Source organism: Haloarcula sp. S1AR25-4 (assembly GCF_031624555.1).
GTDB lineage: Archaea > Halobacteriota > Halobacteria > Halobacteriales > Haloarculaceae > Haloarcula > Haloarcula pellucida.
The window spans coordinates 184,113-206,011 of sequence record NZ_JAMQOR010000003.1 but is presented as its reverse complement, the minus strand read 5'-3'; the positions used below and the strand labels follow the sequence as shown (position 1 = coordinate 206,011).

At 66.6% G+C, this 21,899-nt stretch carries 19 protein-coding genes; 9 read left to right on the top strand and 10 right to left on the bottom strand.

Features of this window, described 5'->3' with window-relative positions; all coding sequences use genetic code 11:
* Positions 1-3: 3 nt before the first annotated feature.
* Positions 4-387, top strand: coding sequence for a DUF2073 domain-containing protein (locus NDI85_RS14335; protein WP_166967293.1), 384 nt, complete (start codon positions 4-6; stop codon positions 385-387).
* Complete coding sequence (locus NDI85_RS14330; protein ID WP_310916179.1) at positions 387-1,094, top strand: Zn-ribbon containing protein; 708 nt, start codon at positions 387-389, stop codon at positions 1,092-1,094. Before NDI85_RS14335 ends, NDI85_RS14330 begins: the two co-directional genes overlap by 1 nt.
* A 240-nt stretch (positions 1,095-1,334) precedes the next feature.
* Here the strand turns inward: NDI85_RS14330 and mdh are convergent, their stop codons facing one another.
* A complete protein-coding gene (gene mdh, locus NDI85_RS14325) occupies positions 1,335-2,249 on the bottom strand; it encodes a malate dehydrogenase (protein ID WP_310916178.1) in 915 nt (304 codons plus the stop codon).
* Positions 2,250-2,357: 108 nt separating this feature from the next.
* Here mdh and NDI85_RS14320 point away from each other — a divergent pair, with 108 nt between their 5' ends.
* A complete protein-coding gene (locus tag NDI85_RS14320) occupies positions 2,358-3,158 on the top strand; it encodes an Sjogren's syndrome/scleroderma autoantigen 1 family protein (RefSeq protein WP_310916177.1) in 801 nt (266 codons plus the stop codon).
* Positions 3,159-3,164: 6 nt separating this feature from the next.
* Here NDI85_RS14320 and NDI85_RS14315 read toward each other — a convergent pair whose 3' ends face one another.
* Together NDI85_RS14315 and NDI85_RS14310 are read right to left on the bottom strand one after the other, a co-directional pair.
* On the bottom strand, positions 3,165-3,725 hold the full coding sequence (locus NDI85_RS14315; protein ID WP_189001756.1) for a redoxin domain-containing protein: 561 nt from the start codon (positions 3,723-3,725) through the stop codon (positions 3,165-3,167).
* 85 nt (positions 3,726-3,810) lie between these two features.
* Entirely contained in the window at positions 3,811-6,270 is a 2,460-nt protein-coding gene (locus NDI85_RS14310; protein ID WP_310916176.1) for a DEAD/DEAH box helicase, read from the bottom strand.
* Positions 6,271-6,373: 103 nt separating this feature from the next.
* Here NDI85_RS14310 and NDI85_RS14305 point away from each other — a divergent pair, with 103 nt between their 5' ends.
* Positions 6,374-8,053 carry a histidine kinase N-terminal 7TM domain-containing protein gene (locus NDI85_RS14305; RefSeq protein WP_310916175.1) on the top strand — a complete coding sequence of 560 codons (1,680 nt, stop codon included), beginning with the start codon at positions 6,374-6,376 and terminating at the stop codon, positions 8,051-8,053.
* Between the two features lie 63 nt (positions 8,054-8,116).
* Complete coding sequence (locus NDI85_RS14300; RefSeq protein WP_189001750.1) at positions 8,117-8,992, top strand: UbiA family prenyltransferase; 876 nt, start codon at positions 8,117-8,119, stop codon at positions 8,990-8,992.
* On the opposite strand, the gene NDI85_RS14295 is transcribed toward NDI85_RS14300, so the two are convergent.
* From NDI85_RS14295 to NDI85_RS14285, 3 genes are read right to left on the bottom strand one after another with little or no spacing between them, the layout of a single operon-like run.
* On the bottom strand, positions 8,989-9,576 hold the full coding sequence (locus NDI85_RS14295; RefSeq protein ID WP_310916174.1) for a dolichol kinase: 588 nt from the start codon (positions 9,574-9,576) through the stop codon (positions 8,989-8,991). The genes NDI85_RS14300 and NDI85_RS14295 overlap by 4 nt on opposite strands.
* A gap of 1 nt (position 9,577) precedes the next feature.
* Positions 9,578-11,314, bottom strand: coding sequence for a glycine--tRNA ligase (gene glyS / locus NDI85_RS14290; protein ID WP_310916173.1), 1,737 nt, complete (start codon positions 11,312-11,314; stop codon positions 9,578-9,580).
* Entirely contained in the window at positions 11,311-12,156 is an 846-nt protein-coding gene (locus NDI85_RS14285) for a CBS domain-containing protein (RefSeq protein ID WP_310916172.1), read from the bottom strand. The genes glyS and NDI85_RS14285 overlap by 4 nt, the downstream gene beginning before the upstream one ends.
* Positions 12,157-12,547: 391 nt before the next feature.
* Here NDI85_RS14285 and NDI85_RS14280 point away from each other — a divergent pair, with 391 nt between their 5' ends.
* The gene (locus NDI85_RS14280; RefSeq protein ID WP_166967271.1) at positions 12,548-12,715 is read left to right on the top strand and encodes a hypothetical protein; all 168 of its coding nucleotides are present in this window, start codon (positions 12,548-12,550) and stop codon (positions 12,713-12,715) included.
* Between the two features lie 108 nt (positions 12,716-12,823).
* On the opposite strand, the gene NDI85_RS14275 is transcribed toward NDI85_RS14280, so the two are convergent.
* Complete coding sequence (locus NDI85_RS14275) at positions 12,824-12,961, bottom strand: hypothetical protein (RefSeq protein WP_310916171.1); 138 nt, start codon at positions 12,959-12,961, stop codon at positions 12,824-12,826.
* Between the two features lie 69 nt (positions 12,962-13,030).
* Here NDI85_RS14275 and serA point away from each other — a divergent pair, with 69 nt between their 5' ends.
* The 3 genes from serA (at position 13,031) to NDI85_RS14260 (ending at position 16,924) form a co-directional block, all read left to right on the top strand.
* Positions 13,031-14,617 carry a phosphoglycerate dehydrogenase gene (gene serA / locus NDI85_RS14270; protein WP_310916170.1) on the top strand — a complete coding sequence of 529 codons (1,587 nt, stop codon included), beginning with the start codon at positions 13,031-13,033 and terminating at the stop codon, positions 14,615-14,617.
* 82 nt (positions 14,618-14,699) lie between these two features.
* On the top strand, positions 14,700-15,023 hold the full coding sequence (locus NDI85_RS14265; RefSeq protein WP_189001734.1) for a hypothetical protein: 324 nt from the start codon (positions 14,700-14,702) through the stop codon (positions 15,021-15,023).
* Positions 15,020-16,924: a PAS domain-containing sensor histidine kinase gene (locus NDI85_RS14260; RefSeq protein ID WP_310916169.1), complete on the top strand. Its 1,905-nt coding sequence runs from the start codon at positions 15,020-15,022 to the stop codon at positions 16,922-16,924. Before NDI85_RS14265 ends, NDI85_RS14260 begins: the two co-directional genes overlap by 4 nt.
* Here the strand turns inward: NDI85_RS14260 and NDI85_RS14255 are convergent, their stop codons facing one another.
* The 3 genes from NDI85_RS14255 to NDI85_RS14245 all read right to left on the bottom strand — a co-directional run bounded on the left by NDI85_RS14255 (position 16,925) and on the right by NDI85_RS14245 (position 21,882).
* Positions 16,925-17,134: a hypothetical protein gene (locus tag NDI85_RS14255; RefSeq protein ID WP_310916168.1), complete on the bottom strand. Its 210-nt coding sequence runs from the start codon at positions 17,132-17,134 to the stop codon at positions 16,925-16,927.
* 94 nt (positions 17,135-17,228) lie between these two features.
* Positions 17,229-21,458, bottom strand: coding sequence for a DNA-directed DNA polymerase II large subunit (locus tag NDI85_RS14250; RefSeq protein ID WP_310916167.1), 4,230 nt, complete (start codon positions 21,456-21,458; stop codon positions 17,229-17,231).
* Between the two features lies 1 nt (position 21,459).
* Positions 21,460-21,882 (bottom strand): PPC domain-containing DNA-binding protein, encoded by a 423-nt coding sequence (locus NDI85_RS14245; protein WP_189001731.1) that lies wholly within the window; start codon positions 21,880-21,882, stop codon positions 21,460-21,462.
* Positions 21,883-21,899 lie beyond the last annotated feature (17 nt).

Sequence of the window (21,899 nt, the reverse complement as noted above, 5' to 3'; positions counted from 1 at the left end):
ACCATGGCAGAGATAAAAGGCCCCGACGACGGCGTGCAGATAGACCTCATCAGCGGCGAACGGATGGACGGCCTCGCCTCGATGGAGAAGATACGCATCATCTTAGACGGGGTGCGCGATGGCAACATCGTCATCCTCGAAGAGGGACTCTCCCCCGACGAGGAGTCCCGTCTCATCGAGGTGACGATGACCGAGATAAGCCCCGACGAGTTCAACGGCATCGAGATAGAGACCTACCCCAAATCGGAGACGGCAGACCAGAGCATCCTGGACCGCATCATGGGCAAGGAGTCGACGAAGAAACTGACCGTCATCGGTCCGGCCAACCAGATCGAGACACTCCACAAAGACGAAACTCTCATCAGCGCGCTCGTCTCCCGGAAATAATGCCTCACCAGTGTACGAACTGCGGCCGCGCGTTCGACGACGGCTCGAAGGAGATGCTGTCTGGCTGTCCGGACTGTGGCGGTAACAAGTTCCAGTTCCGGCCCGACGGCATCGATAGTCAGGCGCCGCCGGATCCGGATGCGGAACCGCCAGAACCCCCGGAGCCGCCGGGTGCCGACAGTACCGTGGCACGCACCGTCGGCAAGACGGCAGCGACGGTCCGGGACATCGTCGGCGGCGGGAACGACGACCCGACCGTCGGCGCCGACGCCGGGGCCGCCAGTTCGACTGGAGCGAGCGGTTCCGACGACGCCTCGCCCGGCGTCGACCGGAGCGAGGCCGCGACCCGCCGGGAGGTCGACACCCAGACGCCAGACACCGAGGACGCTGCACAGGCGAGCGCCCGCGCGGACGTGGTGACGCCGGACGAACTCCCCCAGGAGCCACAGTCGGACGCCGACGACGAACATCACTTCCAACCTGTCGGCGCCGACCCGGACCCGCCGGAGGAACCCGATGAGACGGAGCGGCCGGACCTCAAGGAACTGCGCGAGGAACTCAACGACCAGTTCGAGTCCATCAAGGTGCTCGAACCGGGGCAGTACGAACTGAACCTGATGGAACTGTACGACCGCGAGGAGTACATCGTCGCGTTACAGGAGGACGGCCGGTACTCGATTCAGGTCCCCGAGACGTTCCGCGAGTAATCCCCTTATTTTCGGGTGCGATCCGGCACAATCGTTATATAACGCCGCGTAGATGAATCGCGTACGAACCATGGCACACCGGAACTGTTCGCCGACGGAGTCACACCTCGAAGAGTGGGCGTCGCTCCTCGGGACAGACATCGCCGAGGAATCACGGGAGCGGACCGAGAACGGCGACTGGCCGGACTAATCAGACGGCGTCCGAAGACAGAGAGAAAGACGGCGAAAGTCCTGACGGCGTTACTCGATTTTGGCGTACTGCTCTGAGAGCTTCTCGGCCGCCTCGGCCATCAGGTCCTGTTCGTAGTCGTCTAGGTCCCACTCGACGACTTCCTCGACGCCGTTCGAGCCGAGTCGGACGGGGACGCCGAAGGCGGTGTCCTCGTGGCCGAACTCGCCCTGCAGTTTGACCGAAGCGGGCAGGACCTCGCCGGTGTCGCGGACGATGGCCTCGACCATGTGGGCGACGCCGCGGGCGGGGCCCCACTCGGTCGCGCCCTTGCGCTCGATGACGTCCATGGCCGACTCCTGTAGGTCGCCGAGAATCTCTTCTTTCTCGTCGCCGTCGAACTCGGGGTCGGTGCCGTCGACGCGGACCTTCGAGAAGACGGGGACCTGTGCGTCGCCGTGCTCGCCGAGGATGGTCGCCTCGACGTTCTGGGTCGGGGCGTCGAAGCGCTCGGAGAGGACGTAGCGGAACCGCGCGGAGTCCAGTCGACCGCCGAAGCCGATGACCTGTTCGCGCGAGCGGTCGCCGGCCTCGTAGAGGTGGCGGTTGAGCAGGTCGACGGGGTTGGAGGTAGTCAGCGAGATGTAGTCGTCGTTGTGCTCGTCGAGCGAGGACTGGATGTCCTCCATGATGGGGGCGTTGTCGCCCGCGAGGTCGATGCGGGTCTGGCCCGGTTGGCGCGGGATGCCGGCCGTGATGACGACGACGTCCGAACCAGCGGTGTCCTCGTAGCCGCCCTGTCGGACCGTCGTGTTCGAATCGTATGCGATGCCGTGGTTGGTGTCGGCGGCCTGCCCGATGGTGTCTTCTTCCTTGTCCGGGATGTCGACGAAGACGACTTCGTCGGCGATGTCTCGGAGCGCGATGTTGTACCCTGCCGCGGCGCCGACCGTTCCGGCCGCACCGACTACGCTTACCTTTGTCATACCATTCGAAACGCCTTCGGCGCGAACGTTAAACGTGTCGAAACCCCCCTCCACGGGTCACTGATCGGACCCGAAAACGGTTTTCAGCGCCACGGCGTTGATACGTGTATGAGCGACTTCGATAAGGAAGCCGAACGCGAGAAACTCCGGGAGAAATTCGAGAAGGAGGAAGAACAGCGTGCGGCCACCGAACAGATGAGCGAACTCCTGTTGAAGGGTGCGACGATGACGAACGCCCACTGTTCGGACTGTGGCGACCCCATCTTCCGCTACGACGGGCAGGAGTTCTGTCCCACCTGCCAGAAGCCCATCACACGCGAGCAGGGAGCGTCGGCGGACGGGACCGACGACGAGGCCGGTCAGTCCGCCGACGGGGACCACATCGAGGTGGCGAACCCGAGCGACGAGGCCCGCGTCCAGTTCGGCGCCGACGAAGCGGACGACAGCGAGGCCGAGGAAGCCCGGACGGACGAACAGGACACCAACTCCAAAGCGGTCTCGGAGACGAACCACGTCGGCCGGAACGAACCCGACCGGGGGACGGACGCCCAGACTGCGCCATCCCGGGAAGTGCCGTCGGCAGACCCCGAACGGACTCCAGACGAAGCGGGGGGTAACCGAGAGACGGACGACCGTCGACCCGCTGACCGGCAGTCACACACCGCCGGTCGCCGGTCTGTGGGACGCGACGAGCGGGCGGGGCGACGGGCGAACCCGGACGTTTCGACTCGAACTGAGCGCGCTACCGGTGACGTACGTGCGGACCTCGACGCTGCGGCGTCGCTGCTTGCGGAGACGGTTCGGCGGTTTGCGGAGCGGGCCGCGGCGGCCGACGACCCGAGAGAAGCGCGCGAACACCTCGCTGCCGCCCGCGAGGCGGCGGAGGCGCTCGACGCGGCAAAGCGCTGACCGCTGTCAGCCGTCGGCGCGGACGCCGTCCCCGACGTCGACGGTCCCGTCGTCGCGGTGGACGTCGATTCGGTCGACGAGGGCGTCGATAGTCGGGACGTCCTGTGGCTTTGGCCCGCCGTGTCTGGAGACGATGCGGAGTCGGTCCTCGACGCACTCGAAGAGCACGACGCCGGGAAGGCTAGGGATCGTGCGCTGGAACGGTGCGAACGCATCGAACTCGTCGGGTGGGACGTCTCGACGGTCGTCGTCGACGCCGTCGTCCGTGGGGTCTGCGAGCATCGGGAACGGGAGTTCGTAGCGGCGGTGCCACACCAGCGCCCGTTCGCGGATGTCGGGCAACACCGGGACGACGGCGGTCCCTCGCGTGGCGAACTCCCCGTAGTGGTCGGCGAGTCGACTGACGAGGTCCCGACACAGCGGGCAGTAGTGGTTCCGGAGCAAGACGGCGAGGACGTAGTCGTGGTCGGCAGCGAGACGCTCGGACGTCAGCGTCGCGCTCCCTGCACCGACGTTGTCGAGTTCGAAGTCGAAGTAACGGTCACTACCGGTCGTCGTATCTGTCACCTGAGGACCCCCTTACCGGAACCACGCTATACAACTGCTTCAAACTTTCTCTGCACGAACAGATCGGTGAAATCGAATCGGCGTCTCAGGGATCGTACTCGCCGCTAACGACGTCGCGGATACGCGTCGCGGTCACCTCGCCGATGCCCGCCACGTCGAGCAAGTCGTCGTGGCCGGCGGTCATCACCGCTTCGACGCTCCCGAAGTGGGCCAGCAGGTTCCGGGCCGTCACTGGTCCGACTTCCGCGACCGAGGTGACGACGTACTCCTGTTGCTCGGCCAGCGTCTTCGACTGTTTCTCGCCGTGGACGCTCACCTCTCGGTCGCCCTCGTCCTGTTCGCGGCCGGCGATGACCTCCAGCAGGTCGGCCGTCTCGGCCTCGTCGGCGGTGCGCATCACGCTGGCGCCGAAGTCGACCGCGAGCGAGGCTAGCGCCCCGTTGATGGCCTTGTGGTGGACGTTTCGGGCGCCATAGAGGTCCTCGCCCTCGACGACGACGACCGGGCGGGCGTAGTGGCGGGTGGCGTCGCCGACTTGCTCGAACATCGACCGGTCCCCGCCGGTCAGTGTGTCCATGAAGTCGGCGACGGTCTTTCGCTCGACGACCACGCGGTCCGAGAGGACGTAGTCGCCGACCGCCAGCGTCTCCAGTCGCGTCTCGACGCCGTCGCGTGTCGAGAGGTCCCGGGCGATGGTCGAGTCGAGTTCGCGCTGGTCGGCGACTATCTCTATGGTCTCCTCGTCGCCGTCGGCCGTCGCGACGGCTCCCTCCAGTTCGTCGGCGTCGGTCCCGGCCTCCTCGGCCACGTCCTCGCCGGCGAACGCGTCGAGGCCGGCCTGTCCGTCGTCGTCGGGCGCGCTCTGTGCGCCGTCGTCCTCGGTTTCGACTGGAGCGGGCGACCCCTCGCTCTCGGGCCCGGTTTCCGATCCGGCGTCGTCCCCGTCTGGGTTCTCGTACTCGTCCAGCCCGGTCTGGTCGAGTTCGGCCTCCAAGTCGCCGGCGACGCTCTTTAAGTTCTGTAACTCCCGTTTCATCCGTTTCTGGTCGTTTCTGGCCTTCCAGAAGTACGCCTCGTCGCGGGTGTCCTCGGCCAGCAAGACGACGACGCGGCCCTCGGCCTGTCGGCCGGTTCGTCCCTTGCGCTGGATGGCGCGGATGGCCGTCGGGACGGGTTCGTAGAACATCACGAGGTCGACCTCCGGCACGTCCAGTCCCTCCTCGGCGACGGAGGTCGATACGAGGACCTCGAACTCCCCGTTCCGGAAGCGGTCCAGCGTCTCCTGTTGCTCGGTCTGAGTCATCCCCTCGCTGCCGTCGGTGTCCGACTGGCCGACGAACTTCTGGGTCGAGAAGTGGTCCGAGAGGAAGTCGACGAGGGTTTCGGCGGTGTCCCGGGACTCGGTGAAGACGATGACTCGCTCGCCGTTCTCGATGCCGAGCGTCTCGGCCAGCAACATCCGCGTCTGGCGGAACTTCGGGTGGAGGTCGTCGTACGCGGCGGCCTTGCGCATCGCCTCGCGGATCTTGGGTTCGCTGACGAGTCGCTGGTCGGCTTTCGACGCGCCGGACGAGCGGGCGGCCTCCTTCAGTCGCTCGAAGTACCGCCGCAGGGACTCGACGCTCTGGGTCTCGACGTAGGTGACGGCCGTCCGTAACTTCCGAATCTCCGCGAGCAGGCTCATCCCCTGATACCCCTCGCTCTGGTCGTTGTCCATGAGTTTCCGCAACTCGGCCTGCATCCCCTGAATCTCTCGTTCGGAGAGGTCCGGCGAGGACTTGTTGGTGACGCCGAGGTCCTTTAACTGCGCCAGTCGGTCGGCGACGACTTCGTTGATGGCGTCGCGTATCTCTATCACTACGTCGGGGAGTTCGATACGTTTCCACTCGACGCTCGTATCGTGGGTGTACTCGGCGACGTCGGCGTCGTCCTCGGTCATCACGGTGACCTCCGAGAGGCCGAGATTCTCACACACTTCGAGGATGGCCTCCTCGTCGTCGCCGGGGGAGGCGCTCATCGCGGTGACGAGGGGATCGTCGGCGTCGGCGTGGTAGCGGTCGGCGATGTAGTTGTAGGCGTAGTCGCCGGTCGCGCGGTGACACTCGTCGAAGGTGCAGTGGGTCACCGACGAGAGGTCGATACGGTTGCCCACGAGGTCGTTCTCGACGACCTGCGGCGTCGCGATGACCACTCGCGCACGCTCGAACAACTCCGCTCGGTCGTCCGGTCGGACCTCACCCGTGAAAACGACTATCTCGTCGTCGGGAACGGTCAGCGCCTCACGGTAGAACTCGGCGTGTTGCTGGACCAGCGGTTTCGTCGGGGCCAGCAGGAGGGCGGTGCCGCCGACGCCGTGGAGGCGGCGGGCGGTCACGAGCAGGGAGACGGTCGTCTTGCCGAGGCCGGTGGGGAGACAGACGAGGGCGTGGCGATCGTCGGCGGTGTCGGCGAGTTCGACCTGATACCGGCGGTTCTCCAGCAGCCCGTCGGTAACCAGTGGCTCGGTGACGTACTCGCCACCGGACTCGGCGTCGGTGGTCGCCATTGGCGAGGCGTTGGCCCCGCCGGCGGTTAAGGGTTCAGGTAGCGTGGTGGAAGTGAAACGGGGTGGACGAAGGTATTATTTCATCTTCTGATAATCATAACTCATGACGGTGACCAGTCCGGTCGAACTCGTACTCGTGGTGTTCTTCACGGTTTCGGGGCTGTCACTCGTTGCGCTCACGGTGTATCTCCGGACGTATCCCCACGGGATTCGCGGCGTCCGCTCGTTTACCGCGCTGTTGGCGCTGACGGCGGTGTGGTCGTTCGCCGCCGCCGCGAAGATCGTCCTGCCGACCGCGGTCGAACGCGTACTGGTCGCGCTCGAACTCCCGCTTGGGGTGCTGTTCGTACTCGTCTTCTTCGTGTTCGCGGCCCAGTACACGGGCCGAGACTGGCACCGCCGCCCCCTCTTTATCGCGTACGTGGTGGTCGTGCTGATGGGGCTCGTGCTGGGTATCCTCACGAACCCGCTCCATCACCTGTTCTGGGAGGGTATCGACCTGTCGACGGCGGTGTTTCCCCATCTGGTTCACAGGGGACTGGGACCGCTGTACTTCCTCTATGTCTTCCTCTCGTACGGGCTGTACTGTGTGGCGGTGTACGCGTTGCTGGCCATCCACCTCCGGAGTCGGTACAGCACCGAGTCGGTGTTGCTCGTCGCCTTCGGGAGCGCGCTGCCGCTGTTTATCAACGTCGTCTCTGTACTGGACAGTGCCCCGATTCCGGGGCTGGATTACACGCCGATCGGCCTCGCCCTGTTCGGCATCGCGACGACGTGGTCCATCCAGCTAGATTTTTTCGACATCGTCCCACTGGCTCGCGATACGGCCGTCGAGCAGAGCAGCGAAGGCATGGTCATCCTCGACGCCGAGCGCCGCATCCGTGATTTCAACCCCACGGCATCAGAGCTCCTCCCGTCGCTTGCGAGCCACCAGAATGAGTCCATCGAACGAATCGTCGAGAACGCCGAAGAGTGGTTCGAGGACGTCGACGGCGGCCGTACCGAGTTCGCTCCCCAGACCGACGAGGACCGGTATCTCTCGGTCCAGACGTCCGCGATAACCGACGGCCCGCACCACCTCGGCTGGACCGTCGTCCTCTCGGACATCACCGACCAACAGCGACGACAGCGTCACCTCCACCTCGTCTCGCGCGTCCTGCGACACAACATGGCCAACCGCATCAACACCATCATGGGTCACGCGGAGGTGTTAGAGGAGTACGTCGACGAACGTGGTCGGCCCCATCTGCAGGCTATCGACGACAGCGCCGGTTCCATCATGGAGACGAGCGCGAAACTCCGGACGATACAGCGTATCGTCACGAGCGAGCGAGCCAGAGAGCGAACCAACATCTCGACCACTGTCGAGGCCATCGTCGCCCGGTACTCGGCGAAATACCCGGCGGCGACGGTGACGGCGTCGTGTCCCGACGAGGTGTTCGTCCGATCGACCGTCGGGCTACAGGCCGCCCTCGAGAACCTCGTCGAGAACGGCATCGAACACGACCCGGATCCATCGCCGTCGGTGACTATCACCGTCACCGTCGATGCGGACACGGTCCACGTCACCGTCGCCGACGAGGGCCCGGGCATCCCCGACACGGAGCGTCGTATCCTCGAAGAAGGTGAGACGCCGCTCCAACACAGTTCCGGCGTCGGCCTGTGGCTCGTCTACTGTTTCGTCGAGCAGTCGGGACACGACCTCACGTTCGAGTTGCGCCCGGAGGGCGGGAGCGAAGTGTCCTTCTCGCTGGACCGGGCTCTGCCTGAACCGGACGGGTGACCGCGCTGGTCGCTGTAGACGGGGAAAGCCATCAATTCACTCCGATGTGTAGCTTGAACTACCATGGCGTACCACAGCCGCTCGACTCCCGCACAGGTCTGGCAGACACTGACCCACTCGCTCTGGTGGGCACAGCAACTCAGCGTCTTGCAAGGGGTGGTCGCGGCCGCAAAGGCGGCGTTCGCGGCGGTGTTACTCGGAGTCACGGCGCCGGCCGCACCGGTCGTCGTCGGCCTCGTCTCCTTTGCCGTCTACACGGCCAACGACCTCGCCGACATCGAGGAGGACGCAATCAACTGCCCCGAGCGGTCGTCATTCGTCACAGACCACCCGGTGGTGGTCGCCGGCCTCGCCGTCGGTGGCCTGCTACTGGGGGCGGGCATCGCGCTGTGGGCGGGCGGGCCGGACGCACTCGTCGTCGCCCTGATTCCGGTCGTCGCGTGCGTCCTCTACAGCGTCCCGCTCGCACCCGGGTGGCGGCGACTGAAGGACGTGTTCGTCGTGAACACGGGGCTGGTGGCACTGGCGTGGGCGTCGACCGTGACCCTGCTCCCACTTGCCGTAGCGGGTCGTCCCATCGGCCCGGTCGCGGTGGCGGTCTGTCTGTTCTTCTTCCTGCGGTCGTTCGTCTCGGTCGAGGTGTTCAACGTCCGAGACGTCGTCGGTGACAGGGCCACGGGCGTCGAGACGCTCCCCGTCGTCCTCGGTGTCGGTCGGACGCGGCAGGTACTCGCGCTGCTCGATGGCTGTTCGCTCGCGGTGCTGGTCGCGCTCACGCCCGTCGCGCACGCGGCCCTGCCCGCGGTGTTTGCCCTCCCGGTCGTGAGCTATTCGCTCTCGCTCACGTGGGTTCTGGACCGGACGAACGCGATGGATACGCTCTGTCTGGCCAAAGACGGCGAGTACCTCCTGCTCGGACTGGTCGCCCTCGCCGTCTAGAACGGGACCAAGACCAGTCCGGCCCACATCGCGGCGGCCGCGAGTACCGGGATGGCGAAGTTGTCGTCGACGACGTAACCCGCGATGGTGGGTTTGACCCCGTCGGCGAACGTCGCGGCGACGCCGCCCAGCACTGCCGCGGCCGGCGAGACGAACGGGGACGCGAGCAGCGTACACACGCCGAACATCACGAGCAACACCCACGCCTGCTTGACGTTGCTGGCCTCTGCAGAGCCCAGCAGGCCGCTTATCGGATCGCCGATGGCCAGCATGAACATCGCCGGTACGGCCACGGTGGTGGGTAGTCCGACGGCGACGGCCCCGGCGACGACGGCCATCCCGACGATGTACAGCGCGTAGCCCGCCGGATTGTCCTGTTCGTACTCGCGGGTGAGACGGTCGTAGATGGCCCAGTCGAGACCGATCGAGAGACGAACGAACTCCAGAAAGACGACGGTAACCAGACACACTGCCAGAAACGTCTGGACGACCCGCCAGGTGACGAGGTCCGGGGCGAGGAGGTACGAGAGCGGGACCGCCGACCCGGTGGCGTGGACGAGTCGACGGGCGACCTCGTCAGCCATCTTACAGGTCGTCGAAGGTCGTCTCGCCCTCGGTGAGGCGCGCTATCGTCTCCGCGAGGCCGTCGATGGAGACGCGTTTCTGCTCTGTGCTGTCCCGTTCCCGAACGGTGACCGTGTCCTCCTCTACGGACTCGTAGTCGACGGTAACGCAGTAGGGCGTCCCGATCTCGTCCTGTCGGCGGTAGCGCCGGCCGATGGCACCGGAGTCGTCGTAGGTGACCGAGTGCCCGGCCTCGCGGAGGGCGCTCGCTATCTCGCGGGCGTACTCGGCCATGCCGTCCTTGTCCATCAGCGGGAAGACGCCGACGGTGGTCGGGGCCTGTTCTGGCGGGAGGTCGAGGTAGGTGCGTTCCTCGCCGTCTACCTCGTCCTCGGTGTAGGCGTGGGCCAGCATCGTGTAGATGAGGCGACCGACCCCGAAGGAGGGTTCGACGACGTGCGGGCGGACGTGTTCGCCGTTCTCCGTGACCGTCTCGACGCTGAAGTCTGTCTCCTTGACGGGGACGGTGTAGGCCTCGCCGTCTACCTCGACGGTCACGTCCTCACCCTCGAAAGCCTCGGGGTCCCGTTCGGCCAGCGCTTCGAGTGCGTCGGCCACCGACTGGGCGTCGCCGCCGAACTCGGGCCCGAGGTAGCTCATGTCCGGGTCGACGGTCGGTCGTTCGACGGTCACGGGTTCGTCGTACTGCTTGAAGACGGTGTAGTCCTCGCCGGAGTGTTCGGCGTGCTTCTGCAGGTCGTAGTCGCCCCGATAGGCAAAGCCCGTAATCTCTATCCAGTCGCCGTCGATTTCGGCTTCGGCGTCCCAGCAGTCAGCGGCGTAGTGGGCGAGTTCGCCCGGGAGGTGCTGGCGGAACCGGAACCGGTCCATGTCGATACCGATGCGCTCGTACCAGTCGCGGGCGACGCCCAGATAGTACGCCACCCAGTCGCTGGTGACGACGCCCTCGTCGACGGCTTCGCCGACGGTCAGCTGTTCGACGCCGCCGTCAGCTGCCTGCTGGCTCTCGCCGGAGTACAGCGGGAGCGTCACGTCCTCTACGTCGGCGAGCGGCGGTTCGTCCTCCTCGGGGTCGACGAAGTGTTCGAGTTCGGCCTGCGTGAACTCACGCACGCGCACGAGGGACTTCCGGGGGGAGATCTCGTTGCGGTAGGCCTTCCCGATCTGTGCGACGCCGAAGGGGAGCTGGTTACGCGCGTACTCCGAGAGCTGCGGGAACTCGACGAAGATGCCCTGTGCCGTCTCCGGCCGAAGGTAGCCCGGCGAGGAGGTGCCCGGGCCGATGTTCGTCGCGAACATCAGGTTGAAGTTGTCGACGGGTTCGCCGGCCAGCGAGGCGTTGCAGGACGGACAGGCGATGTCGTGGTCGGCGATGATGTCCATGACGTCCTCGTTGGGCAGGGACTCGGCCTCCTCGATGTCGGTGTTGTCCTCGACGATATGGTCGGCGCGGTGGGTCGCGCCGCACTCGCCGCACTCGATGATCATGTCGTCGAAGCCATCGAGGTGGCCCGACGCCTCGAAGACGGCTTCGGGCATCACGTCGGGGGCCGAAATCTCCTGATGGCCCTCTTGCAGGACGAAGCGGTCACGCCACGCGTCTTCGACGTTCGACTTCAGGGCCGCGCCCTGCGGGCCGTAGGTCCAGAACCCGGCCGCGCCGCCGTAGGCGCCGGCGGCGGGGAAATAAAAGCCCCGGCGCTTGGCCAGTTCGGTCAGTCGCTCGCCCTCGCTCATAGGCCCTCCAGTAGGTCGACGTCGCGGACGATACCGTCGAGTTCGTCGCCCGCGACGAGTGGAATCTGTTCGATGTCGTGTTCGATCATCAATCGGGCCGCCTCCCCGGCGGTGAGGCGTTTGCTCACGGTCACGACGTCGGCGGTCATGAACTCGCTTACGGGTTCGACCGGAATCTCGACGTTTCGGGTGGGCATGTAGCGGCCGCCGACGGCCTTGATGCCCTCCCAGGCCCACTCGTCGTCCTCGTTGGCGATGGACTCGCCGGTGTCGTCTTCGCCCTCGACGACCCGGGCCACTTCGATGATGTCGACTTCGGTGAGCATCCCGGTCATCTCGCCCTCGGCGTCGAGGACGACGCCGTAGGGGACTTCGGCGTGGGACAGTTCCCGCTCGGCGACGGTCAGTGGCGTCTCGACGTAGATGCAGTTGATATCCCTGCGGGCGAGGTTCCCGACTTCGGTGTCGCCGTCGACGTCGCCGCTCGCGATAGCGTGGACGACGTCGGTGACGGTGACGATGCCTTCGAGGCGCCCGTCGACGACGGGGATGCGGCGCTCGTTCTCCGCGACCATCAGGCGTGCGGCCTCCTGAATGCTGGCCTCGGCGGTGATGGTCGGGACTTCCTCGACGAGCAGCGCGAGCTGGTCCTCGTCGGGTCGGTCGATGAGGGCGTCCCGTGAGATGAGTCCGCGGAACTCCTCGCCGTCGTCGGTGTCTTTGATGACGGGGACGGACGAGAACGCCCGCTCTTGGAGGTACTCCAGCACGTCGTCACGGGTGCCCGGAATCTCGACCGTGACTACCTCCGAGCGCGGCGTCATGGCGTCTGCGACGTTCATACTGCCAAAACTTCCTGCCCGCACCTACTAAGTCCTTAACATCCACCGCTTTCTCCCGGCGCTCGGTCCGAGTCGCGTGGGTCCACGCCCGTCCGAACTGACAGCCGAAACCGTGCTGTGCAGGCCGCGACGACGCCGAAAACCCCGCTCGAAATCCTCGCGAACGGGTACGTTCACATCCGTTACCTAACACCGAGAGTAGGCCGGCCGTACCACTCGCCGCTCGACTGAACCTCGGACGAACCGCGACACTGCGCGCGGATGCCGCGGGGAGTCTCGGTCGTCTCGTCGTGGAAGTAGCGCACCCCCGGTCAGACAGATGTCTGACACTGGTCCGACTCCGTCCGGGGATTTCGCTACGTTTATATGTGGGTGTTACATATTGTCATGCATGGAGCCGGACACGGTTGCCCCAGCGGAGGTTGCTGAGGACGCGGAGGTTATGGCTTCCGTCGAGGAAGGTACGACTGATACGCTCGTCATCGCAGACGTCTCGACCGACGAGGCGTATATGACACTCCCGCTGGTAGACGCCGCCTCGCTGCCGGAATGGCGGTAACGCGCGGTCCGGGTCACTGCGGTTCGATCCGCGATTTTCACATTTTCGACGCTCGGGACTCGTAGCGACTGCCGACGCCGTCGCGGCGTTCGGCCGTCCTCGAACCGATCAGGTACCGCGCTCGAAATCGAGCAGCGGTATCGTCGCCAGTTCGCCGTCGGCGGCCTGCGGTGCGTCAGCGACGGCAGGACCGGTGTCGCCGGACGCCCCACCGTCCGTGGCCGTGGGTTCCGAGCCGTCGGTCACGGCTCGCCGGCACCGCACGCACGCGTTGAGAAAACAAGCGTTATGCCGTCCCGGTAAGTTCGGTCCGGTATGAAGGTACTCGTCACGGACCCCATCGCCGACGCCGGCCTCGCCCGGCTCCGCGAGGCGGGCCACGAGGTGGAGACAGCCTACGACGTCGAGGGCGACGCGCTGCTCGATGCAGTATCCGATGCGAACGCGCTCATCGTCCGCTCGGGCACCGAAGTCACCGACGAGGTACTCTCGGCCGCGCCCGAACTGGTCATCGTCGGGCGCGCCGGCATCGGCGTCGACAACATCGACATCGACGCCGCCACCGAACACGGCGTCATCGTCGCCAACGCCCCCGAAGGCAACGTCCGGGCCGCCGCCGAACACAGCGTCGCGATGGCGTTCGCCACCGCCCGCTCCATCCCGCAGGCCCACGACCGTCTGAAGGGCGGCGAGTGGGCGAAAGGGGCGTTTCTCGGCACCGAGGTCAACAAGAAGACCCTCGGTGTGGTCGGCTTCGGCCGCGTCGGCCAAGAGGTCGCGAAACGACTGGGCAACCTCGGCATGGACATCGTCACGTTCGACCCCTACATCAGCGAGGAACGCGCCAAACAGTTCGGCGCCGAACTCGTCGACGAACTCGACGAGTGTCTCGAGAAGGCCGACTTCGTCACTATCCACACGCCGCTGACCCCCGAGACCGAGAACATGATCGGCGAGGAGGAACTCGCCCAACTCGAAGGCGGGTACGTCGTCAACTGCGCCCGCGGCGGCATCATCGACGAACCCGCCCTCGCGGAGGCCGTCGAGGACGGCGTCCTCAAGGGCGCGGCGCTCGACGTCTTCGGCGAGGAACCGCTCCCCGACGATTCGCCGCTGCTCGACGTCGAGGACATCATCGTCACACCGCATCTGGGCGCGTCGACGGAGGCCGCCCAAGAGAACGTCGCCACCTCGACGGCCGACCAGATTATCGCCGCGTTCAATCAGGAACCCGTGGCGAACGCCCTGAACGCGCCGTCGCTCGACCGCGCCACTTTCGAGCAGGTCGAACCGTACCTCGAACTCGCGAGCACCGCCGGCCGCATCGCCGTCCAGCTGTTCGACGGCCACATGAGTTCCGTGTCGGTCACCTACGCGGGCGACATCGCCGACGAGGACGTCGAGTACGTCACCGCCAGCGCGCTGGAAGGCGTCTTCGCACCCTCGGACATTCAGGTCAACGCCGTCAACGCTCCGCAGATCGCCGAAGAACGTGGCATCGACGTGACCGAGTCGAAGACGAGTTCCGCCGAGGACTACCAGAGCCTCATCACCGTCACCGTCTCCGACGGTGCGGAGTCCGTCTCGGTCTGTGGAACCCAGTTCGGCGGCGAGGAGTCCCGCATCGTCCGCATCGACGACCACCGCATCGAGGCCGTCCCGCACGGTCACATGCTCGTGGTGCGCAACAAGGACGAACCCGGCACCATCGGCTTCATCGGGACCGTGCTGGGCGAAGCGAACATCAACATCGCGGGGATGTTCAACGGCCGCGAGACCATCGGCGGGGAGGCCATGTCCGTCTACAACCTCGACGAATCGCCGACGGCCGAGGTCTTCGACCGACTGGCCGAGGACAGCCGCATCATCGAGACGACCTACGTCGCACTCGGCGACGAGTAAGCCACGCCGCGTTTTTCCGAGCCGAGTCTCCGGGGGAACCGTTATCTGTCGCGCTAGTCTTGTCGAGTAACGAGCTAGTGGGATGGAGACAGCCGACAGCCGACAGGTCCGGACCCTGTTCACCGCCCTCGAACGCGGCGAGACTGGCGTCTACGACCTCGTCGTCGCACACGACGAGACGACGACCCCCGAACTGGACGGCGGCGGCCGGCGACGCAGCCCCTCTGTCGACGCGCCCGCTCGACACGGCCGATTGGACGCAGTACGGCCGGTACAACGTCTCCGCCATCGCGGAAGCGTACGACTGGGACGTGAGACCGGCCGACACCGACGACGATCACGTCCGGTTCGAGATTACCGGACTGGAGGCACGATGACACCGACGCCGGGTGGTGGGTGCCGATGAGCGAGGCCGATCCGCTTCCCGTCACCTGCGTCGACCCGGACGGTCGACTCGGCCCTGTCGTCACTGCACTCCGGACGGCCGACGACGTGGCGGTGGCGGTCGTCGAGACCGTCGACGACGTCTCCGCGACGGCGGCGTGCTGTGTCCTGTTGCACGCCCCGGAGACCGTGTCGCACTCGGCAGTCGACGGATTCGCCCAACTGGACGCGCTCACCGACGCCCACCCCGAAATGTCGGTCGCACTCTACGGCCACGACATCGGGTCGATGACGACCACGACGCGGGCGTTCACCCACCGGGCGGTGGACGAGGGCGTCGACGCCGCGATAACGATGGGCGGCAACCGACCCGAACTCATCGTCCGCCGGGTCAAGCAGGCCGCCGGTCGCGAGACGCACTTCCAGTCCGACTCCGAACTGCTGGACTCGCTGCTGGACTCGTTTCCCCACCAGCTGTTCGTCAAGGACGACGTCGGCCGGTTCGTCGAAACCAGCGCGCACACGGCCAGCGAGTACGACTTCGACCGGGACGAACTGGTCGGATTGACCGACTACGAACTCCTCCCACACGACCTCGCCGACGAACTCTACGAAGAGGAACAGCGCATCATGGCCGCCGGCGAACCGATGCTGAACAAGGTCGAACACTACGTCGACATCGAGGGCCGCAGTCGCTGGGTCAACACGGCGAAAGCGCCCCGGTTCGACGCCGACGGCGACCCCATCGGCATCGTCGGGAGCACCCGCGACGTCACCGACGAGAAGCGACAGGAACACATGGTCCGGGCGGTCCACGAGGCCAGCCGTGACCTCGTGCGGGCGGGCGACCGGACCGAAATCGGCGAGGTGACCGTCGCCATCGCGAAGGACATCCCGGCGCTTCCCCGAGTGCAGGTCGCACTCGTCGACGCTGACGGCGGGACCCTTCGACCGGTCGACCCCGACGACCAACGGCGCGTCTACGACCGGTACGCGGAGTGGTACGACCGCGCGTTCGACCGCGGCGAGACGCTGTTTGTCACCGCCGACGGGGCCGACGCGGTGGCCGAGTGGACGGCCGCCGACGAACCCGCCGCCGCCCTCATCCCAGTCGGCGACCACGGCGTCTTCGGCGTCACCACCGGCGAGGGGACCGTCGACGAGTTCACGCTTGATCTCGCGAACATCCTCGCGGCCAACGTCGAGGCCGCACTCGACCGGGCCGAACGCGAACGCGAACTCGAACGCCAGAACGAACGGTTAGAGGAGTTCGCCAGCATCGTCAGCCACGACCTGCGGAACCCACTTACCGTCGCCGACGCCTACGCCGAAATCGCCAGAGAGGACCCACAACCGAGACACTTCGACAAAATCGAGGGCGCCTTAGACCGGATGGCGCAGTTGACCGAGGAACTGCTGACCCTCGCGAAGAAAGGACAGGCCGTCGGCGAGACGACGGCCGTCCGGTTGCAGGACGCGGTCGACGAGGCCCGCGCCTCCGTCGGCGCCGACCGTCTCACGGTTCGGACCGCCGACTGCGGGACCGTCGAGGCCGACGCCTCCAGACTGGTCGAACTGCTGGAGAACCTCTTCCGGAACGCCGTGGAGCATGGCTCCTCCCACGGTCGACCAGCGTCCGACGACGACGCCGAACACGGGACCGCAGACGACGAGGCAGTCACCGTCACGGTCGGGATGCTCCCGGACGGCGAGGGATTCTACGTCGCCGACGACGGCCCCGGTATCGCCGAAAGCGAACGCGAGAAGGTGTTCGAGATGGGGTACACCGACAGCGAAGACGGCACGGGATACGGGCTCTACATCGTGAAAACCATCGCGGAGGCACACGGGTGGTCGGTGGCGGTCACCGAGAGCGACGCCGGCGGCGCTCGGTTCGAGGTCAGCGACGGTACCGTCCGCTGATTAGCGCTCGTCGAGCAGTCGCTCGTACCGCTCGACGACCGCCTTCCGGCGTTCGCGTTCGCATTCGAGCGCCGTCTCCAGCGCGGCGATGCGACAGTGCAGGACGGTCAGTTCGAACTGCGCGATGCTCGTCGGGGTGGTACCGGTGGAAGTGCGGTCGACGTCCGACCCGGACTCGGGCGTCGCCACTTGGGTGGGTCGTGTGGTCACATACCACGATTGGCGTCGAGCGGCAAAAGCACCCATCGGACGGCCGTCACACGCCCGTCATGCGGCCGTCGGCGGCCTGAGAGCGCAGGCCGACCTACATGAAGTCCGCGATGCCGGACTGCTTGTTGTGGTCGTTCTCGAACACCGACTCGATTTTGGTTTCGAGAATCTTCAGCCGCTGTTTCGTGTAGTCGCGAGCGCCGAACTCGTCGGCGACGCGGATGGCCGTGTCGATGTACTTCGTCACCGATCCCTCGTGGACGGTGAGGTTCACGCGGCCGCCACACTCCCGGCAGTCGCCGGTCAGCGGCATCCGGCGGAACGACTCCCCGCAGTCCAGACACCGCACCTCCTGTCTGGAGAACGCCCGGAGGTTGCCGATGAGGTCCGGCAGGAAGTGGTACTCGATGATGCGCTCGGCGACGTCGGACTCGACGACGGCCCGGAGTTTCCGCGAGAGCGACAACTGGGCGTCCATCTTCTCCTCCATCGACCCGAGCGTCTTGTACGCCGAGAGGTCCGGCCCGGCCGCGAGGTCGGTGGTGTCGTGAGTGTGCCGGAAGTCGGTGTACTCGCGGTCGGTGCCCAGCGTCTCCTCCGCGATTTTCATGACGTCCTCTACCTCGGCGGGGTCGGCCAACTCCCGCGTGGCCTCGTAGAATTCCCGCGGGTAGCGGTCCATGATGTCCATGTTGTGGGCCTCGTCGTCGATCTCGCTCGGGTCGATGCGCGAGGACATGACGAGTGGGGCGTCCATCTGTCCGCCGCGCTTGTTCGGGAGGTAGGACTTCGAGAAGTTGAGCAGGCCGTCCATCAGGAGCATCACGCAGTCCTCGTCGCCGTCGCACTGGCCGACGTAGGTTCCCTCGACGGCGACCCGATGAGTGTCGGCGACGGTGAGACAGTAGACGAACTCCACGTCGCTCTCGACGTACTCGACGGCGGTCACGGCGTCCGTCGGGACGCCAGCGCCGTCGGCCACCGGCACCGTCGCACCCGCGCCGGTCATCGTCGTCTCGCCGCCGTCGTAGGCCGGGAGGGCGTCGCCACGCTCGATTTCGCTGGCGCGGACTTCCTTGACGCCGCTCTCGCCCGCCCGGAGCATCGTGTGGTCCGGGGTGACCCGCAGCGTCCGGTCGCCGACCTCGATGCGGACGAGGTGGTCCGGCGCGCGGTGTCTCGAGACGGCCTCGACTGGTCTGCGGCAGGGGCCGTCGTCACCCAGCGACGGCACCGCGAGGTCCCCGTCCAGTTCCTCGACGAGCGTCCCGAAGTCGTCCGTCTCGGGGTCGTCGAGTCGCGACTCCACCAGTTCTTCGATGGTCCCGTAGTGCCAGTCGTCGGCTTCGTCCTCGTACCACACTTTCGTCTCCGGGTGGAAGCAGTTCCGCCGTTTCGCCGCGTGGAAGTACGGGTGGGCGTAGCCGACGGCCGCCGAGGTAAAGCCGACGACCCGGCCGACCGTCGCGGCGGAGGTGTGTGGGGCCATCCCGAAGACGAGTTCGCCCACGAGTTCCTCGCGGTCGTCGAACTCGTAGTACGGTTCGAGGCCGTAGTACTGCTCTAGGAGGTCGTCGACGAACGCCGCGGTCTGGAGCATGTGTTCGGCCGCGCCGTCCGAGAGGACGATGTCCTGCACTTTCAGTTCGACCAGTTGGTCGGCGTGGGTCAGCGGGTCGCCGTGGATGTCCGTCTCGTAGCCCAGATGGCGCAGGCGGTCGGGGTCGACGTCGAGTTCGGCCGGTCGGACCGCCGTCACCGGCAGGTCGGTCATGTCGTACCGGACGGTGCCGTCCTTGAACGCCGAGACGTCGTGTTTCGCCCGCAGAATCCCCTTCTCCATCGGTTCGGGCAGTTTCTCCTCGGAGGTGAGCCCCTTGACTGCTTTCAGCGTGTCGAACGCCGTCTCGCGTTCGCCCACGCTCTGGAGGGCGTCGCGGTATATCTCCCGGACGTCCAGTTCCGTGTACTGGGTGGGAGAGGCCAGCGTCTCACAGCGGTCACACTCCGCGCGGCCGGACTCGTCGGGTTCGACCTCCATCTCGCAGTCGGGACAGACGTACACCGTCTCGGCGACGGCGTCACACTCCGGACAGCGGGCCTCGTGGGTCTCCGTGCCGCAGTCGGGACAGCGCCGGCGAGCGACCTCCACGTCGACGCGGCCCGGCGTCTCGCTCATCGAGTCGGCGTGTTTGGTCGCGTCGGCGACGCTCCGCTGTGCCCCGCCGGCCTCGCCGATGGGAAAGAGCGTGTGGACGGCCGGCGAGAGGTCCCGGCGCTCTGACTTCTCGGGCCGGCCCATCCGGTTGCCGATGCGGGTCGGGGCGCGCTCGCGGATTTCGAAGGGCGACACCTCGTTGACCGCGAGGACGGCGTTCCGACCCGCCTCGTCGCCCAGTTCGTCGTCGACGTAGCCGATGGCGTCGGCCGCCTCCTGTTCGCCGTAGGTCTTCGCGCGGTCGGAGAGGTCCTCGATGGTCCACTCTCGCTCCAGCGAGCGGTCGAAGCCGAGCGTCCGGACCAGCGGTAGCCAGTCGGGGACGACGAGGCGGTCCTCGTCCTGTACGTGTTCGACCAGCAGGCGTTCGAGGGCGGCCTGTGCGTCGTCGGTCCGCGGGAGGACGAGGTCGCCAGTGGCCGCTCGCGGGTCGCTTCCGCGGCGTGTCGCCCCGCTCGCTCCCCGCTCGCCGTCCCGAGACGCGTCCGGCGGACGCGTCTCGCGGGCACCGTCGGTCTGTGCGACCTGCCCCTCGTCGATGGCGTCGGCCAGCGCCCCCATCTGGTCGACGGTCACGTCGTGCCAGAGGTAGGTGTACTTCGGGTGGAGCGGCGCGTCGTACTCGCTGGCCCACTCCAGCGCTTCCTCGGCGCTGGGGTCCGCGAGGTCGACGGTCGGACTGTCCCGCATCGCCTGCACGTCCGCGCCCGCGGCCGCGAAGTCCTGCTCCCACCACTCGACGGTGTAGGAGGCGGGCGCGAGCGGGTGGTTGTTCTCGACGAACTCGCCGTAGTTGACGAGGTACTCGCCCAAATCGAGTATCTTCTCGACGCCGTTCCTGACCTCGAGCGCCTCCTCGGCGTCGTCGATTCGCCGGACGTCGCCGTTGGCGAGGCGGACCGTCGGTCCCTCGATGGTGTCGACGGGGACGACGCCGGCGGCCTTCCCCGGCCGCTCGGTCTTTATCTGGGTCCCGGTCGCGAGGAAGTCGTCGACCAGATGCATCGTCGCCGGGTGGACCCCCGCCGTCGCGAACCCGTGGTTGCGCGCCCGGCCGTAGCGCAGGCGGAAACCGCCCGATTTGGAGGGGTGTGAGAAGACGGGGCGGCCGGCGATGAGGTCCCGCAGGTACTTCTTCGCGGGGTCGACTCGGGGCGGGCCGGCCTGTTCCGCGCTGTCCTCGTCGCCGCCGTCGTCACCGTCGGCGTCCTCGCTCGCGTCGTCGCTCTGGTCTCCGTCGTCTTTCGAATCGGCCTCGTCGTCGTTTCCGATGGTGCCGTCGATGAGGTCCTGCAACCACGGCCAGTCGACCTCGTCCAGATTCCGCGTGTAGCGCTGAATCTTCGGGGCCTTCAGCGCGATCCCCTCCGCGAGGACGAGACACATCCCGCCGCGGGCGGAGTTGGAGTCCACCCGTTCGAGGTCGCGATAGCCCGAGACCTCCTCGTCGCCGGTGGCCTCGCCGTCCAGCATGATGGGCATGTGTTCGGCGATGAACTTCGTCTCCTTCTCCTTCGGCGAGTACTGGAGGCCGGTGTCCTTGTCGTAGAGGTCTATCTCCTCGGCGTAGCGACCGATCTCCTCCTCGCGGGCCTTGTACTGGTCGATGCCCAGCAGCGCCCGGGCGTAGTCGGCGACGAGGACGGAGAGGGCCTGTGCGGTCCCGCCGGCGGAGCGAATCGGGCCGGCGTAGTAGACGTTGATGAATTCGGTCCCGTCGTCGTTTTCCAGCAGTTCCACGCGGTCGATACCCTCGATGGGCGCGGCGACCACGCCTTCGGTCAGCAGGGCGACGGCCGTCCGAACCGCACCTTCGACTTTCCCCTCGCGGGTGTCGTAGTCACCGACGGTGCCCTCCACGAAGTCGTCGACGAGTTCGAGGGCGGCTTCCTCGCGGGACATCTCCCCTTCGAGTTCGCGCACCCGTTCGGCGACCCCGTCGATGCCGAGGATGTTCTCGACACGGTCGGCCATGTCCCGCGCGGTCGGGATCTCGACCTCCGGTTTGGGGTCGCCGCCGCGCTCTCGGGCGCGCTCTGCGACGTCCATCGCCGACTCGAGTTCGGTTTCAAGCGTCTCGAAGTACTGTTCGTCGGCCTCGCGCATCTCAGAGGTCCCAGAGGTCGAGGTCCGTCGGTTCGTCGTGTTCGCGTTCGAGTGTCGTGTCGAATTCACGGACGTACAGTTCCCCCGCCCAGACGGTGCCGGCGTTCAGGTGGCCGGCGATGGCCTCGCCGTCCGGTCGCGAGAGGACGGCGTGGGTGTGGGCGAAGCGCTCCCCCTCTAACCACGAGACGTTGCCCATACACGCGGCTACCTCCAGGGGCTCGTCGAAGGTGACGGCGTCGTACTCGGTGCGCTCTTGGTCGTAGAACCATATCTCGGCGTCCTGCACCGCGCCGAGCCCGTAGAAGAAGGCCGCGTCGACGTCCTCGTCGGCGGCGAACGACTCTATCTGCGCTCGCCAGTCGGCGCCGTGGTCCAGTCGGCAGACGTACTCCGAGGCGGTGTCGACCTCCCGATAATCCATACTGACACTGGACGGTA

Bases quoted from the DNA above. Each gene is read 5' to 3' on its own strand.
- NDI85_RS14265 (WP_189001734.1), top strand. From the start codon at position 14,700: ATGGAGACAGCCGACAGCCGACAGGTCCGGACCCTGTTCACCGCCCTC.
- NDI85_RS14330 (WP_310916179.1), top strand. From the start codon at position 387: ATGCCTCACCAGTGTACGAACTGCGGCCGCGCGTTCGACGACGGCTCG.
- NDI85_RS14250 (WP_310916167.1), bottom strand. From the start codon at position 21,458: ATGCGCGAGGCCGACGAACAGTACTTCGAGACGCTTGAAACCGAACTC.
- NDI85_RS14310 (WP_310916176.1), bottom strand. From the start codon at position 6,270: ATGGCGACCACCGACGCCGAGTCCGGTGGCGAGTACGTCACCGAGCCA.
- mdh (WP_310916178.1), bottom strand. From the start codon at position 2,249: ATGACAAAGGTAAGCGTAGTCGGTGCGGCCGGAACGGTCGGCGCCGCG.
- serA (WP_310916170.1), top strand. From the start codon at position 13,031: ATGAAGGTACTCGTCACGGACCCCATCGCCGACGCCGGCCTCGCCCGG.
- NDI85_RS14285 (WP_310916172.1), bottom strand. From the start codon at position 12,156: ATGAACGTCGCAGACGCCATGACGCCGCGCTCGGAGGTAGTCACGGTC.
- NDI85_RS14300 (WP_189001750.1), top strand. From the start codon at position 8,117: ATGGCGTACCACAGCCGCTCGACTCCCGCACAGGTCTGGCAGACACTG.
- glyS (WP_310916173.1), bottom strand. From the start codon at position 11,314: ATGAGCGAGGGCGAGCGACTGACCGAACTGGCCAAGCGCCGGGGCTTT.
- NDI85_RS14295 (WP_310916174.1), bottom strand. From the start codon at position 9,576: ATGGCTGACGAGGTCGCCCGTCGACTCGTCCACGCCACCGGGTCGGCG.
- NDI85_RS14280 (WP_166967271.1), top strand. From the start codon at position 12,548: ATGGAGCCGGACACGGTTGCCCCAGCGGAGGTTGCTGAGGACGCGGAG.
- NDI85_RS14260 (WP_310916169.1), top strand. From the start codon at position 15,020: ATGAGCGAGGCCGATCCGCTTCCCGTCACCTGCGTCGACCCGGACGGT.
- NDI85_RS14245 (WP_189001731.1), bottom strand. From the start codon at position 21,882: ATGGATTATCGGGAGGTCGACACCGCCTCGGAGTACGTCTGCCGACTG.
- NDI85_RS14320 (WP_310916177.1), top strand. From the start codon at position 2,358: ATGAGCGACTTCGATAAGGAAGCCGAACGCGAGAAACTCCGGGAGAAA.
- NDI85_RS14335 (WP_166967293.1), top strand. From the start codon at position 4: ATGGCAGAGATAAAAGGCCCCGACGACGGCGTGCAGATAGACCTCATC.
- NDI85_RS14305 (WP_310916175.1), top strand. From the start codon at position 6,374: ATGACGGTGACCAGTCCGGTCGAACTCGTACTCGTGGTGTTCTTCACG.